Below are 13,865 nucleotides of genomic sequence, written 5' to 3'. Positions count from 1 at the left end.
CGTGGAGGCGGGGTCAGCCGCCGGCCGGGCCCGCGGCGTCGATCCGCTCGGCGGTGGCGGGCGTCTTCACGAGGCCGTCGTCCCCGGGCGGACCGTCGTCCTCGGGCTCCTCCTCGGGGAGGGTCGCGTGCCGCAGTCCGGGGACCGTGAGGGCGACGACCACGGCCGCGGCCGTGCACACCACGCCGTTCACGACGGCGGCGCCGGCCGGGCTGAACCACTTGGCCACCAAGGCGACTTCGACGTCGCCCGCGATGCCGCCGGTGGTGCCCTGGGCGGTGAGGACGCTGACCATGCGGCCGCGCAGCCGGTCCGGGGTGTTGTGCTGGACGAGGGCGTACTCGAGGATCTCGTACACCGTGCCGGCGGCGCCGCCCACGGCCAGCATCGCGAAGGCGAGCGCGGGGCTGCCGCTGAGGCCGAAGCCGAGGATGGCCAGACCGCCGGTGAAGGCGGCGGTGAGCAGCAGGCGTCCGGGACGGGCGACGCGGGCGATCCAGCCGCTGGTGGCGGAGACGAGGATCGCGCCCACGGCCGGGGCGGTGTACAGCAGGCCGAGCATCATCTCGCCGCCGCCGAACCGCTTGTCCACCAGCTCGGGGAAGACGACGACCGGCATGCTGAAGAGCGCGTTGATCCCGCCGAGGGCGAGCAGGCCGCCGACGACGCGGTTGCGGACGGCGAACCGGAAGGCGGCGAGCGGCGAGCCGGAGTCCCCGGCGCCGTCCTCGTCCTCGTCGTCGTCCCTGACCGGGGGCAGCGGGCGCAGCCTGAGGAGCAGCAGGGTCGTGACGCCGGTGGTGACGGCGGTGAAGGCGTAGACCGGTCCGGGGCCGCCGGTCAGGGCGAGCACCACGCCGCCGAGGAAGGGGGCGGCGATCGAGCCGAGTTCGCCGGTGAGGGAGATCAGGGCGCCGGCTGCGGGCAGTTGGTCGGGCCGGACCAGGGTCGGGGCGACGGCCATGAGGGCGGTGACGCTGACGCCGGTGGCGAGTCCGTCCAGGGCGACGAACAGGTAGACCGTCCACAGCTGAGGGTCGGTCAGGAAGGCGTTGACCGCGAGGCCGGCGAAGGCGAGGGCGGCGGAGGAGCGGCCCCACAGGATCAGCTTCCGCCGGTCCATGCGGTCGGCCGCCCAGCCGCCCCAGAGGGAGCCGAGCAGGACGGTGACGCTCATGATCATGCTGGAGACGGCGACTCCGAAGGTGGAGCCCGTCAGGTCGTAGACCTGCTTGGCCAGCGCCACCATGGCCATGCCGAGACCGAAGAGGGACACGATCCGGGCGATGAAGATCGCCCGGAAGTCGCGGCTGGCCCGCAGCGGGCTGATGTCGATGAGGAGGTCACCGGCTCGCACGGGACGCTCCCGACGGCTGCGCGAGGAGGGCGGCCCACTCGGTGAGGGTGGGGCGCTCGGCGAGTTCGACGAAACCGATCACGGCGCCGTCCGCCCGCCAGGTCTCGACCAGGGCCATGAGCCGGATCGAGTCGAGGCCCTGGTCGAGCAGGCTCTCGTCCGGGTCGACCTCCTCGGCGTCGACGTAGAGCACGTCGGCGACGTCACGCGTGAGCCGCTCCAGGGCGAAGGTCTGCTGTCCGGCCGTGTCGGCCATGGGTGGGTCCTCGTCTTCCCGATCCGATGGATGAAGGTTGGTTAGGTAAGGCTTACCTAAGTAGCTATCGTGCAGTCAAACGCGAGCCGCGAACTCACGGCGATCCGTCAGTTGTCCAGAGAGCGAGAAGACGTTGAACACTGCACTGTCCCGCCCGGAGCAGCACCCCCCGCTGCCCCTCGTCGAGGTCAGGGCGGCCGGGTCCGGGGATGCCGGCGCGGTCCACCGGCTGTCGCGGCCGTTCGTGCGCGAGGGTGCCCTGCGCGACCGGACGCTCGACGAACTGGCCCTCCGCGCGGCGGACTTCCTGGTCGTGGAAGCGGGTGCCGAAGGTCTGGTGGGCTGTGTGGGACTCCGGCCCTGCGCGGACGCGCGGGGCCGGGTGGCGGTCGTGCTCTACAACTTCTGCGTGGCGCCCGGGCATCAGGGTCGGGGCATCGGCTCCGCGCTGCTCGACGCCGTGCTCCGCGAGGCGGGCGCGCGGGGCGCGGCCCGGGTCTTCGCGGCGACCGTCGGCAGCGGGCTGCTGTTCCTGCGGCACGGATTCGCCGCCGGCCGCGAGGAGGAGGCGCCGCCCGCGTGGCGGGCGGCCCTCGACCCCGCGCGCGGCTCCCGGATCCTCACCCGCGTCCTGGCGTGAGGCGGCCGCGCGCGGCCCGCTCCCGTCCGGCGCGCGACGGCGCCCGGGAGCGGGCGCCCGGCTCGCGCCGGACGGGAGTCCGGCTCAGGAGCGGGCGGCGAGGCTGGCCGGACGCAGGTCCGTCCAGTGCTCCTCGGTGTACGCGGCACAGCCCTGCCGGGAGTCCTCGCCGTGCACCACGGTCCAGCCGTCCGGGACTTCCGCGAAGGCCGGCCAGAGCGAGTGCTGGTTCTCGGCGTTGACGAGCACGTAGTAGCGGGCGTCGTCGTCCTCGAAGGGGTTGGTCGCGGTCATGGGTCTCTCCTCGCGCCGGGGCGGCCCGCCTGCCGCGCCCTGCGGGGCGGGGCTCGGGGGCCGTGGGGGGTCGGGTCAATGGGGGGGCGCCCAGGAGCTGGGCGTTTAGGTAAGGCTTACCTAAAATCACCTAGGGTGCGGTGACTGTCAAGTCACCCCCTGGTGGCCGACTTTCGCGCGGAGGGGACGCCCGGAACCCGCCGGGAAGGTCCGGAGGGGTGCCCTTCGTGCTCCTTGATCCAGACACCCGGGGTACGCCCGAAGTGTCGCCTGAACGCCAGGATGTAACCGTTCGTGCTCGTGAATCCGACCTTGGCGGCGACCGCGCCGACCTGATGCCCCCGGCTGAGCAGCGCGAGCGAGTGGTTGAGGCGGACCCGGGTCCGCCACTCGGAGAAGGCGATCCCGGTCTCGGCGCGGAAGGCCCGGCGCAGGCTGGTCGCGCTCACGTAGAGGCTCTCGGCCCATTCCGTCGCGGTGCGCTGGTCGTCGGGTCTGCGGAGCAGGGTTCCCGCGACGGTGCGGGCCGCCTCGCTGGTGGGGCGGGGCAGCGGAAGCCGGGCGTCGCCGTCGGTCCTGGCGCAGGTCAGCACCGCGAACATGGCGTCGTCGTCGACCTCCGATCCGCCGCCGCGGGTGCGGGCGAGCAGGTGGCGCAGGGCGGTCTCGTCGAGCCGGATCAGGGTGGTCCGGGTGAACGGCAGGTCGTGCAGCGCGGGGGTGAACGACTCGGTCAGGACCAGGGATCCGGAATCGAACGCGGCGCTGTGCGGCGTGCCGGCCGGGAGCCACAGCGCCATGGGGGAGGCCAGCTCGTGCTCGCCGTCCGGCGTGGTGACGGTGATCCGCCCCAGCGGCGCGTAAAGCAGCTGGTGGTAGTCGTGCGTATGCGTCGGATGGCCCGTCGCCGTGATGGCGATCTCGTCCGTCGCGCCCGTCGTGCGGTCGGTCATGCGGGCCACCCCCCGGTGTCTGAGAGGCGGTCGGCCCGCGACCCCTCGGTGTGATCGGTCGGCCTCCGAGTTGGATCCTCGAAGGTTAGGCAAGGGTAACCTAAGTAGCCGTACGAGCAGTGAGAACAAGGACGCCACATGACGCAACCGCCCCTATCGGTGGTGAAACCCCCGGTGCAGGACATACCGCCGGGTGACCCCCCGGCCCGCACCCGGACCTCGCGGGGCACGATCGTGTCCGTCCTCGCCGTCGCCGCGGTCCTCGCGACCCTCGTCGCGAGCATCGGACTCGGCGCCCGGGACATCTCCCCCCTGGAGGTCGTCCGCATCCTGCTCAACCCCGGTGAACAGGCCTTCGACACGCACGTCCTGTGGACCGAGCGCATCCCCCGCACCTTCCTCGGCCTCGCCGTCGGCGCGGCGCTCGGCGCCGCCGGTCTCGTCATGCAGGCCCTCACCGCCAACCCCCTCGCGGACCCCGGCATCCTCGGCGTCGAACAGGGCGCCTCGATGTTCGTCGTCCTCGGCATCATGCTCCTCGGTGTCACCGACACCGGCGACTACTTCTGGCTCGCCCTCCTGGGCGCCTCCGTCACCGCCACCCTTGTCTACCTCATCGGGACGCGCACCGACGCGGGGAGTTCGGCCGTCGGCCTCGTCCTCGCCGGCGTCGCCCTCGCCGCGGTGATGTCCTCCCTCATCACCCTCCTCGTCGTCCGCGACAAGGAGGCCTTCTTCCACCTGCGCTTCTGGTCGGTCGGTCAGCTCACCGGCCGCGCGGAGGTCCTGAGCCAGCTCCTGCCCTTCGTCCTCGTCGGACTCCTCCTCGCGCTGCCCCTCGGCCGCACCCTCAACATCCTCGGCCTCGGCGACGACACCGCCCGCGCCCTCGGCGTCCGGGTCGAACGCGCCCGCCTCACCGCCGCCGCCGTCGCCGTCCTGCTCTGTGCCGCCGCCACCGCGGCCGTCGGCCCCGTCGCCTTCGTCGGACTGGTCGCCGCCCACTGCGCACGGCTCCTCGTCGGACCGGACCACCGCTGGTCGCTGCCGATCTCCATGGCGGTCGGCGCCGTCCTCCTGACCGGCGCCGACACCGCCGGCCGGCTCGTCCTCGACCACGGCGAGGTCCAGGTGGGCCTCATGACGGCCATCATCGGCACGCCCTTCTTCGTCTGGCTCGCCCGCCGACGCGACCTGGTGCGGATGTGATGACCTCACTCGACCTCCGGCCCCCGAAGCCGGACTCCCCGACCACGCACGCCGTCGTCGCGCGCCTGCGCACCGACCGCCGCGCCCGCGACCGCCGCGCCACGGTGACCGCCTCCGTGCTCACCGTCGCGCTCCTCGGACTCACCACCGCCTCCGTGCTGCTCGGCGGCATCGGCCGGCTCGACCCCGCCGACGTCCTCCCCGCCGCCTTCGGACTGCGGGACGGCCTCGCCGACTACATGATCTTCCAGCTGCGGATGCCGAGGGCGCTCTCCGCCCTCCTCGCCGGAGCCCTCTTCGGCCTGGCCGGCTCGCTCTACCAGCGGCTGATCCGGAACCCGCTCGCCACCCCCGACATCGTCGGCATCTCCGCCGGAGCCGGAGCCGGCGCCGCGACCGCGCTGCTCTACGCGCCCGCCGCCTTCACCCTCGGCGTCCCCGTCGCCGCCGTCATCGGCTCGTTCGTCCTCGTCGCCGCCGTCCAGGCGCTCAGCTGGCGCGGCGGGGTCGACACGTACCGCCTCGTGCTCGTCGGCATCGGGCTCAGCGCGGTCTGCACCGCCTACACGAACTACCTCTTCCTCGTGGCCGACCAGCAGAGCCTCGCCATCGCCCTGCGCTGGACGGTCGGCACCACCAACGACGCGGACTGGGACGGCGTCACCACCCTCGCCGTCGGCTTCGCCGCCTGCGCGCTCGCCGCCCTCCTCCTCGCCCGGCCCCTCGCCACCCTCACCCTGGGCGACGGCTTCGCCGCCGGCCTCGGCACCCGGGTGACCGCCTCCCGCGTCGGCGTCCTGCTCGTCGGCGCCGCCGCCGCGGCCCTCGCCACCAGCGTCGTCGGACCCATCGGCTTCGTCTCCCTCGTCAGCGGCCCCATCGCCGTCCGACTGGTGGGATCCGAGCGCTCCACGCTCCTCGCCCCGGCGATCGGCGCCGTCATCGTCCTCGGCGCCGACGTCCTCGCCCAGCACGCACCGGTGATCAGCCCGGTGCCCACCGGTGTGCTCACCGCGCTGCTCGGCGCCCCCTACTTCGTCTGGCTGATCCTTCGACGCAGGCAGGGAGCCTCGTGACCCACACCGTGACCCCGCAGACCGAGAGCCCGGAAGCCACCGCTCCCCACCAGCTCGAAGCCCGCGGCATCAGCGCCGGGTACGGCAGGACGCCCGTCATCGAGGGTCTGGACCTCCAGATCGAGAAGGGCAGGATCACCGCGCTCGTCGGCCCCAACGCCTGCGGCAAGTCCACCCTCCTCAAGTCCATCGCCCGCCTCCTGCCGCTGGCCGCCGGATCGGTCCTCCTCGAAGGCTCCGACATCCACCGCCTCCCCACCCGCGAGGTGGCGCGCCGGCTCGGCGTCCTGCCGCAGTCGCCGGTCGCCCCGGAGTCCATCACCGTCGGCGACCTCGTCTGGCGCGGCCGCCACCCGCACCGCCAGTTCGGCCGCCGCCGCGACGCGCACGAGGACGTGATCATCGCCGAGGCGCTCCTGGCCACCGGAACCGCCGAGCTCGTCGACCGCCCGGTCGACCAGCTCTCCGGCGGCCAGCGCCAGCGCGTGTGGATCGCCCTCGCCCTCGCCCAGGACACCCCCACCCTGCTGCTCGACGAACCCACCACCTACCTGGACGTCGCGCACCAGATCGAGGTCATGGACCTCCTCGCAGACCTCAACGAACAGACGGGCAAGACCATCGTGCTCGTCTCCCACGACCTCAACCAGGCAGCCCTGTACGCCTCGACGATCGTCGCCATGCGCGACGGACGCGTCATCCGGCAGGGCCCGCCCGACGAGGTCCTCGACGAGAGCACCGTGGCCGAGGTCTTCGGCCTCCGCTGCCTCGTCGTACCCCACCCCCTCACCGCACGGCCGCAGATCTTCCCCCTCGGCCGCCGTCACCACCCGCAGGAGAACTGACCATGAACCGCCTTGCCAGACCGCTCGCCCGGCGCTCCGCCGCCCGTACCCTCCTCGCCGCCGCCGCGTGCGGCGCCCTCCTCGTCGGCTGCGGCGGCAAGGACGAGGCGAAGACCGACGGCGCGAAGCCCTCCGACGGCGCGACCGCGCCCGCCGCCGAGGCCGCCTTCCCCGTCACCCTCCCCAACGCCTGGGGCAAGACGGAGGTCGAGAAGAAGCCGCTCAAGGTCGCCACCGTCTCCGACGGCGACACCGACATCGCCCTCGCCCTCGGCCTCGTCCCGGTCATCACCCCGGACGCCGAGGACGGCGGCCCCGTCCCCGAGTACAAGCAGCGCGCCATCGACAAGCTCGGCGCCGGCAAGCTCAAGACGTACGACGACACCGACGGCACCGACTACGAGGCCATCGCCGCCGAGGCCCCGGACGTCATCCTCGGCATGAACACCTGGTCGATGGACGCCGACTACGCCAAGCTCGCGCCGATCGCCCCGGTCGTCACCTTCTCCGACAAGGCGCACTCCGACACCCTCACCTGGCAGGAGCGCCTGAAGACCGCCGCCAAGGCGCTCGGCATGAGTGCCGAGGCCGAGAAGGTCATCGCCGCCAACGAGAAGGCCACCGCCGACGCGGCCGCCGCGCACCCCGAGTTCAAGGGCAAGACGTACACCTACGCGGTCGTCCACCCCGAGCAGATCACCTTCATGTCCTACGCCGACCAGGACCCGGGCGTCTTCGAGCAGCTCGGCTTCAAGAAGACGGACAAGGCCAAGACCTACACGGCCGACAAGAACGCCGTCAGCCTGGAGAAGCTGGACGAGCTGGAGGCCGACGTCCTCCTCATGACCTACCCCTTCGGTGACAACGGCCTGCTCAGCGCCAAGGAACTGGAGAGCAACAAGCTCTTCCAGTCCCTCAAGGTCGTCAAGGGCAAGCACTACGCGGTCATCCCCTCGGAGAACACCCTCTCCTCCGCCGTCGCCTACCCGGACGCCCTCAGCGCCCCCTGGATCGTCGAGAAGCTGACGCCGATCCTCGCCGGGGCCGTCGCCGGCAAGTGACCCCCGCTCCCTTCGGGGAGCAACCACCGCCACCCTCACGGGCCGGGCGGGCCGGGCGCACCGCGCCACCGGTCCGCCCGGCCCGCAGGTCCGTCCCGCGGCGCCCGCCCGGCGCCGCGCACGAAGGAGCAGTACCCATGCCCACCCGCAGCCCCCGCTCGGTCGTCACCTTCCCCATCGTGCTGCGCGAGCTGACCGTCCTGCGCGCCGAGAACATCACCCCCGGGATGCGCCGCCTCACCCTCGGCGGGCCGCAGCTCGACGCCTTCGTCAAGGACGGCCTGGAACTGCCCGCCCTGCGCACCGAGGGCTTCGACGACCACGTGAAGTTCTTCTTCGCCGACGAGACCGGGCGCCTCGTCCTGCCCCGGCAGCAGGTGAGCAGCCTCGACTGGTCGGACGGGCGGCCCGTCGCCAAGGACTACACCCCGGTCCGCCACGACCCCGACCAGGGCGAGATCGACTTCGACTTCGTCCGCCACGACGGCGGCATCGCCTCCACCTGGGCCGAGAACGCCGTCCCCGGCGACAGCGCCTGGATCGCGGGACCGAAGATGTCCCACAGCCACCCCGAGGGAGCCGACTGGATCCTCGTCGTCGGCGACGAGACCGCCCTGCCCGCCATCGGCCGCTGGCTCGCCGAGATGCCGTCGGGCACCAAGGCCCGCGTCTTCATCGAGGTCGGCGACGACAGCCACCGCCAGGAGCTGCCCACCGAGGCCGACGCCGAGATCGTCTGGCTCTCCCGGAAGGGCGCCCCGGCCGGCACCACCGACCTCCTGGAGCAGGCCCTGCGCACCGCCGAGTGGCTGCCCGGCACCGTCTTCGCCTGGGTCGCGGGCGAGGCCGTCACCCTCAAGGGAATCCGCCGCCACCTGGCGACGGAGCGTCAGGTCCCGCGCGAGCAGACGCACATCACCGGGTACTGGCGCCGCACCGCGCCCGCCGTCTCCGCCGAGGCCCCGGCCGAGGACGTGCCCGCCGACGCCGTCCCGGCGGTGGAGGACGACGAGGACGACGCGCACGAGCGGCTGCACCAGCTGACCGACCTGGCACCCCCGTACGCCATCCGGACCGCCGTCACCCTCGGCGTCTTCGACCTGGTCGACCGCGGCGTGCGGCACGCCGACGAACTGGCCCGCAGGGCCGAGGCCGACCCGTCCACCCTCCGGGCCCTCCTCGACTACCTCGTCGGGATCGAACTGCTCGCCACCGACGGCGAGGGCCACTACAGCCTCACCCCGATCAGCGAGGAGCTGGTCGAGGACGACCACTCGGCGGAGGAGTACCACCTGGAGGGCGCCCAGGCCGCGCTCGACGCCTCCCTCTCCGGCCTGCTCCACACCGTACGCACCGGCCGGGCCGGCTACCGCACCCTCGCGGGCCGCACCCTGACCGAGGAACTGGCCCGGGAGTCCCGGATCGCCGACACCGCGCGCGCCGCCGTCGAGGACGAGGCCCGCTGGATCGCCCCCGGCGTGCTGCGCGCCCACGGCTGGTCGGCCGTCACCGAGCTGACCGCCACCGGCCACGGCGTCGCCACGGTCGTCGAGACCCTGGTCAAGGAGCACCCGGAACTGCGGGCGCGGATCCTCGCGATGCCCTCGGTGCTCCGGGTGCTGCGGGAGGCGATCCTCGACGCGGAGCTGCTGCCCCGGATCGACCTGGTCGCCGGGTCCGGAGCCGTACCGGCGGGCACGCGCACGCTGCTGATGTCGCGTCAGCTGGAGTGGCAGGCCGACGAGGACGCGGCGCACACCCTGTCGGAGGCGGCCGGAGCCCTCGCGCCGGACGGCACGCTGCTCCTGGTCGAGCAGATCGCGACCGGCGACCCCGAGGACATGGAGGAGGCGCTGAACCACCTGCGCCTCAAGTGCGCGTTCGGCTCCGGGGTGCGTGACGCGGAGGCGATCGAGGCCCTGGCCGGGAGCGCGGGTCTGACGGTGCTCTCCCGCGCCGACGTGGGCTGGGACCACCGCCTCTGGACGCTCGTGCGCCGCGGCGCCTGAGTGCCGGAGGGCCGGACCGGCACACCGCCGGTCCGGCCCGCTTCCGCGTCCGCTTCCTCCGTCACACCCGTCCCGCGCCGAAGTACTCCTCGGCGCGGGACTCGCCGTCCCCTTCGGCCCGCACCTGGCGCAGCACGAGACCGGGCCGTCCGGCGCCGCCGTGATCCGCTCCGGCGACGACGACCACGCCCTCGTCCCCGGTCCTCAGGATGAGGCCCGGCTCGCCGGAGTAGAGGCCCTGGGAGACCGTCGCCGCGAGGACGTCGAGCCGCCGGCCGGCGTGGTGGGTGAAGGCGGTCGGGAGCAGCGGGCGCCGGGACTCGACGAAAAGGGCCAACTCCTGCGCGGAGTGCGTCCAGTCGATGCGGCCGTCCTCGTCGGAGCCGCCGGCCAGGATCTCCACGTCCAGCGGCGGGTCGTGGACCACGCCCGCCGGGCTCGGTTCGAGGTGCCGGTGGACCCGTCGGAGCAGCGAGGCGAGCTGGGTCCGCTCCTCCTCGTTCAGCGGGGCGAGGACCTCGTCGTCCGTCGCGGCGATCTCCGCGTTGAGACGGGCCAGCCAGGCCCGGCCCTCGGGGGTCAGGCGGACGAGGACCCGGCGCCGGTTGGCCGGGTCCCGGGCGCAGTCGACGTGGCCGGTCCGCACCAGATCGTTGACGATCTTCACGAGGTCGCTGGAGTTCATGTCGAGCCGGGCGGCGAGGACGGTCTTCATCTGCGGGCCCAGGTCGGCGACGAGCGCCATCACGGTCAGGTGCCACAACCGCAGGTTGTGCGCGGCGAGACGCTCGGTGAGCCGGCGGCGGGCGGCCTTGCCGAGTGCGTAGAGGAGGTACGCGTTGAGATTCAGGACGCTGGGAGGTGTCGTGCTCAGCCGAGGTGGTCCCGAGGGCCCGGCGACGGGCCCTCGGGGAGCGCTCGCCGGGTCCGCCGCGGAGGCGTGGTGCGCGGTGCCGGGCAGGGCGACGCCCTGGATCGTCAGATCGGTGTTCGCCAGGGCCCGGAAGACCTGGGCCCAGTCGGTCGTCGGCACACTGGAGATGCCGACGACGGCGAATGCGGCTCCGGAGGCGTCGTGCGCGATGCCGGAGACGGCCGGTTGTTCCATGAGCTCCCCTTGCTCACCGTCGAGTGAGGTGTACCTAACCTACTCATGTGGTCATAAAAACCGTCGCCCCTCAGGACCGTCTGAGGGGCGACGGGGATGCGGGGCCCGAGGGCCCCGGTCCTCAGGGGCGGCCGGTGAGGTAGCCGCCCATGGAGGTGAAGTACTCGGTGGCGGGCAGCTCGCGCCCGTCCTCCGTCCGGACCCGCGTGACGGCGAGACCGTGGTTGCGTCCGGTGTAGGCGTCGGAGCCGGCGACGATCACGACGCCGGCCCCCTCGCGGTAGAAGATGCGGCCCGGGGTGCCGCCGTAGCGGCCCTCCGACACGACGGCGGAGAGGATCTCCAGGCGCTTGCCCCTGTGGAAGGTGAAGGCGCTGGGGTACGGCGCGGACTGCGCGCGCACCAGGCGCTCCAGGCGGTCGGCCGGCCAGCCCCAGTCGATGCGGATGTCCTCCTCCGCCCGCTTGTGGAAGAAGCTGGCCTGCGAGCGGTCCTGCCGGGTGAACTCGGTCTCCCCGGCGGCGATCCGGGCGAGTGCGCCGATCGTCACCGGGGCGATCAGGTCGACCGTCTTGTGGAACAGGTCGGTGGTCGTGTCGGTCGGTTCCACGGTGACCGCGCGCTGGTCCACGATGTCGCCGGCGTCGAGCACCTCGTCCATCATGTGGGCCGTGACGCCCACTTCGGACTCGCCGTTGATGAGCGCCCAGATGAGCGGCGAGAAGCCGGCGTACTTGGGCAGCAGCGAGTCGTGGACGTTGAGCGTGCCGTGGCGCGGCAGCCCGTAGATGTGCGGCGGGATCCACGTGCGCCAGTTGTTGGCCACGATGATGTCCGGGTCCGCCGCCTTGAGGAGGTCGAACAGCTCCTCGTCGTCCGGCCGGTTGCGGATCGCCACGGGTACTCCGTGCTCCTCGGCGAGGTCGGCGACCGAGTCGCTCCAGATCTTCTCGTAGGCGTGCTCGCTCTTGGGGTGTGTCACCACCATCACGACGTCGTGCTCGGACTCCAGGAGGGCCTTGAGGGTGCGGTGACCCCACGTCTGGTAACCGAACATGACGACCCGCATAAGGGCTTCCTCCTCGGTGAAACGACTGGTCGCGCCAAGTAAAGCAAGGCTTACCTAAGGCATGCAAGTTCCGCTCTGTTCAAGCCAGTTGGCCTGGCCTGATCGTTGCGTGCCCTATTTGTCCTGTCGACAGCCCCACGCAGGTCAGGTTAGCTTTACCTAAGTTGCGGCTGGCTTGTGGATGACATCGAGCCGCTGTCGCGTTCCTTTCGCCCCACGCCTCACAGGCAACAGTTCCGCACGATGGGAGTGACATGTCTCAGGGCCTTCCTGGCGACGCCCCACTGGTCCACGACCTCATAGGCATCGGCTTCGGGCCGTCCAATGTGGCCATGGCGATAGCGCTCAGCGAGCACAACGCCCGCGTCGGAAGGCAGGAGGCCGTCACCGCGCACTTCTTCGAGCGGCAGGCCGGCTTCGGCTGGCACCGCGGCATGCTGATCGACGACGCCACCATGCAGGTCTCCTTCCTCAAGGACCTGGTGACGCTGCGGAATCCGACGAGCGAGTACAGCTTCCTCTGCTACCTCCAGAGCAGGGGCCGGCTGATCGACTTCGTCAACCACAAGAACCTCTTCCCCCTCCGCGTCGAGTTCCACGACTACTTCGAGTGGGCGGCGGCCAAGGTCGACGACATGGTCTCCTACGGCCACGAGGTCGTCGCCATCGAACCCGTCGTACGCGACGGCGTCATCGAGTACCTCGACGTGACCGCCAGGACCGGCGGCGAGACCGTGGTCCACCGGGCCCGGAACCTCGTGATCGGCACGGGGCTCCGCCCGCTCATGCCCGAGGGCGTCGAGCGCACGGACCGCGTCTGGCACAACTCCGAGCTCCTCACCAAGGTCGACACCCTGGAGGGCACGAACCCCGAGCGCTTCGTGGTCGTCGGCGCCGGCCAGAGCGCCGCCGAGAACGTGGCCTACCTCCACCGCCGCTTCCCCGAGGCCGAGGTGTGCGCGGTCTTCTCCCGCTACGGCTACAGCCCCGCGGACGACAGCGCCTTCGCCAACCGCATCTTCGACCCGGCCGCCGTCGACGAGTACTTCACGGCGCCCGGCGACGTGAAGCGCAAGCTGATGGACTACCACGGCAACACCAACTACTCGGTCGTCGACATCGACCTGATCGACGAGCTCTACCGCCAGGCGTACCAGGAGAAGGTCCTCGGCACCGAACGCCTCCGCTTCATCAACGTCTCCCGCCTCACCGGCGTCGAGGACGACGGGAAGAAGGTCCGCGCCGCCGTCACCTCCCTGGTGACCGGGGAGGAGACCTTCCTCGACGCCGACGTCGTCGTGTACGCCACCGGCTACAGCCCCGCCGACCCCGTCGGCCTGCTCGGCCCGGTCGCCGAGCACTGCCGGCGCGACGAGGAGGGCCGCGTCCGCGTCGAGCGCGACTACCGGCTGACCACCGACGCCGAACTCCGCTGCGGCATCTACCTCCAGGGCGGCACCGAGCACACCCACGGCATCACGTCCGCCCTGCTGTCCAACACCGCGATCAGGGTCGGCGAGATCCTCGACTCCGTCCTCGACCGGGGGCGCACGCCCGCGCCGGGCGAGTCCCGGGCGGTCGCGGACGGCATCGGCTCGGCCCGCTAGACCCCCCACCCCGGGGCGACGCCCCGGCCGCCCCCCCACACCGCCCCGCCCGCCGGGCGACGCCGTCGCACCCGGCGGGCGGGGCACGCACCGTGAGAACCGCTCGAAAGGACCATCTGTGTTCACTGGTACGCGCCCCGCTCCACGGCGGTTCGCCGGACGACTGCCGCGCGTGGCCGTCGCCGCGGTCGCCGCGCTCGCCCTGTCGGCCTGTGGTGGCGGCACGGAGAAGGCGGAGTCGAAGCCCGAGGCCACGACCTCTAGCAGCGGAGCGCCGTCCGCCTTCCCGGTGACGGTGGAGCACAAGTACGGCAGCACGACGATCGACAAGGAGCCGAAGCGGGTCGTCACGCTGGGTCTTTCGGACCAGGACGCGGTGCT

At 72.3% G+C, this 13,865-nt stretch carries 13 protein-coding genes and 1 pseudogene; 8 read left to right on the top strand and 6 right to left on the bottom strand.

The features are described from left to right. Nucleotides 1-13: 13 nt before the first annotated feature. Both entS and ACFYT9_RS28610 read right to left on the bottom strand, forming a co-directional pair. A complete protein-coding gene (gene entS, locus ACFYT9_RS28615; RefSeq protein ID WP_389168543.1) occupies nt 14-1,357 on the bottom strand; it encodes an enterobactin transporter EntS in 1,344 nt (447 codons plus the stop codon). After that, the gene (locus tag ACFYT9_RS28610; RefSeq protein ID WP_389168541.1) at nt 1,344-1,613 is read right to left on the bottom strand and encodes a phosphopantetheine-binding protein; all 270 of its coding nucleotides are present in this window, start codon (nt 1,611-1,613) and stop codon (nt 1,344-1,346) included. The genes entS and ACFYT9_RS28610 overlap by 14 nt, the downstream gene beginning before the upstream one ends. A 133-nt stretch (nt 1,614-1,746) precedes the next feature. Here ACFYT9_RS28610 and ACFYT9_RS28605 point away from each other — a divergent pair, with 133 nt between their 5' ends. Further along, nucleotides 1,747-2,253, top strand: a complete 507-nt coding sequence (locus ACFYT9_RS28605) for a GNAT family N-acetyltransferase (RefSeq protein WP_387274533.1) — start codon at nt 1,747-1,749, stop codon at nt 2,251-2,253. A gap of 84 nt (nt 2,254-2,337) precedes the next feature. Here the strand turns inward: ACFYT9_RS28605 and ACFYT9_RS28600 are convergent, their stop codons facing one another. Further along, a complete protein-coding gene (locus ACFYT9_RS28600) occupies nt 2,338-2,547 on the bottom strand; it encodes an MbtH family protein (protein ID WP_053642930.1) in 210 nt (69 codons plus the stop codon). A gap of 152 nt (nt 2,548-2,699) precedes the next feature. Next, nucleotides 2,700-3,500 carry an AraC family transcriptional regulator gene (locus ACFYT9_RS28595; protein WP_387274535.1) on the bottom strand — a complete coding sequence of 267 codons (801 nt, stop codon included), beginning with the start codon at nt 3,498-3,500 and terminating at the stop codon, nt 2,700-2,702. Between the two features lie 138 nt (nt 3,501-3,638). Here ACFYT9_RS28595 and ACFYT9_RS28590 point away from each other — a divergent pair, with 138 nt between their 5' ends. The 5 genes from ACFYT9_RS28590 (at nt 3,639) to ACFYT9_RS28570 (ending at nt 9,700) form a co-directional block, all read left to right on the top strand. Beyond that, nucleotides 3,639-4,709, top strand: coding sequence for a FecCD family ABC transporter permease (locus ACFYT9_RS28590; RefSeq protein ID WP_389168538.1), 1,071 nt, complete (start codon nt 3,639-3,641; stop codon nt 4,707-4,709). Continuing rightward, nucleotides 4,709-5,785, top strand: coding sequence for a FecCD family ABC transporter permease (locus tag ACFYT9_RS28585; protein ID WP_387274540.1), 1,077 nt, complete (start codon nt 4,709-4,711; stop codon nt 5,783-5,785). The genes ACFYT9_RS28590 and ACFYT9_RS28585 overlap by 1 nt, the downstream gene beginning before the upstream one ends. Then, nucleotides 5,782-6,630 (top strand): ABC transporter ATP-binding protein, encoded by an 849-nt coding sequence (locus ACFYT9_RS28580; RefSeq protein WP_376604094.1) that lies wholly within the window; start codon nt 5,782-5,784, stop codon nt 6,628-6,630. The genes ACFYT9_RS28585 and ACFYT9_RS28580 overlap by 4 nt, the downstream gene beginning before the upstream one ends. Nucleotides 6,631-6,632: 2 nt before the next feature. Next, entirely contained in the window at nt 6,633-7,691 is a 1,059-nt protein-coding gene (locus ACFYT9_RS28575; RefSeq protein WP_387274542.1) for an ABC transporter substrate-binding protein, read from the top strand. A 137-nt stretch (nt 7,692-7,828) separates the two neighbouring features. Further along, on the top strand, nt 7,829-9,700 hold the full coding sequence (locus tag ACFYT9_RS28570) for an SIP domain-containing protein (protein WP_389168536.1): 1,872 nt from the start codon (nt 7,829-7,831) through the stop codon (nt 9,698-9,700). Nucleotides 9,701-9,761: 61 nt separating this feature from the next. On the opposite strand, the gene ACFYT9_RS28565 is transcribed toward ACFYT9_RS28570, so the two are convergent. Both ACFYT9_RS28565 and ACFYT9_RS28560 read right to left on the bottom strand, forming a co-directional pair. After that, nucleotides 9,762-10,808: a winged helix DNA-binding protein gene (locus tag ACFYT9_RS28565; protein ID WP_389168534.1), complete on the bottom strand. Its 1,047-nt coding sequence runs from the start codon at nt 10,806-10,808 to the stop codon at nt 9,762-9,764. 121 nt (nt 10,809-10,929) lie between these two features. Then, nucleotides 10,930-11,877, bottom strand: coding sequence for a methionyl-tRNA formyltransferase (locus ACFYT9_RS28560; RefSeq protein ID WP_376605126.1), 948 nt, complete (start codon nt 11,875-11,877; stop codon nt 10,930-10,932). 254 nt (nt 11,878-12,131) lie between these two features. Between ACFYT9_RS28560 and ACFYT9_RS28555 the strand changes: the two genes are divergently transcribed. Both ACFYT9_RS28555 and ACFYT9_RS28550 read left to right on the top strand, forming a co-directional pair. Then, on the top strand, nt 12,132-13,484 hold the full coding sequence (locus ACFYT9_RS28555) for a lysine N(6)-hydroxylase/L-ornithine N(5)-oxygenase family protein (protein ID WP_376605128.1): 1,353 nt from the start codon (nt 12,132-12,134) through the stop codon (nt 13,482-13,484). A 118-nt stretch (nt 13,485-13,602) separates the two neighbouring features. Further along, nucleotides 13,603-13,865 (top strand): annotated as a pseudogene (locus ACFYT9_RS28550) (iron-siderophore ABC transporter substrate-binding protein); the annotation flags it as partial.

The organism is Streptomyces sp. NPDC004435 (genome assembly GCF_042873895.1).
Taxonomy (GTDB): domain Bacteria; phylum Actinomycetota; class Actinomycetes; order Streptomycetales; family Streptomycetaceae; genus Streptomyces.
The sequence above is the reverse complement of the archived record's forward strand: the minus strand, read 5'-3'. Positions and strand labels throughout refer to the sequence as shown.

What these genes read in the sequence shown, in the direction of transcription:
- ACFYT9_RS28585 (WP_387274540.1), top strand. Translation starts at nt 4,709, where the DNA reads ATGACCTCACTCGACCTCCGGCCCCCGAAGCCGGACTCCCCGACCACG.
- ACFYT9_RS28560 (WP_376605126.1), bottom strand. Translation starts at nt 11,877, where the DNA reads ATGCGGGTCGTCATGTTCGGTTACCAGACGTGGGGTCACCGCACCCTC.
- ACFYT9_RS28600 (WP_053642930.1), bottom strand. Translation starts at nt 2,547, where the DNA reads ATGACCGCGACCAACCCCTTCGAGGACGACGACGCCCGCTACTACGTG.
- ACFYT9_RS28610 (WP_389168541.1), bottom strand. Translation starts at nt 1,613, where the DNA reads ATGGCCGACACGGCCGGACAGCAGACCTTCGCCCTGGAGCGGCTCACG.
- ACFYT9_RS28590 (WP_389168538.1), top strand. Translation starts at nt 3,639, where the DNA reads ATGACGCAACCGCCCCTATCGGTGGTGAAACCCCCGGTGCAGGACATA.
- ACFYT9_RS28595 (WP_387274535.1), bottom strand. Translation starts at nt 3,500, where the DNA reads ATGACCGACCGCACGACGGGCGCGACGGACGAGATCGCCATCACGGCG.
- ACFYT9_RS28575 (WP_387274542.1), top strand. Translation starts at nt 6,633, where the DNA reads ATGAACCGCCTTGCCAGACCGCTCGCCCGGCGCTCCGCCGCCCGTACC.
- ACFYT9_RS28555 (WP_376605128.1), top strand. Translation starts at nt 12,132, where the DNA reads ATGTCTCAGGGCCTTCCTGGCGACGCCCCACTGGTCCACGACCTCATA.
- ACFYT9_RS28565 (WP_389168534.1), bottom strand. Translation starts at nt 10,808, where the DNA reads ATGGAACAACCGGCCGTCTCCGGCATCGCGCACGACGCCTCCGGAGCC.
- ACFYT9_RS28570 (WP_389168536.1), top strand. Translation starts at nt 7,829, where the DNA reads ATGCCCACCCGCAGCCCCCGCTCGGTCGTCACCTTCCCCATCGTGCTG.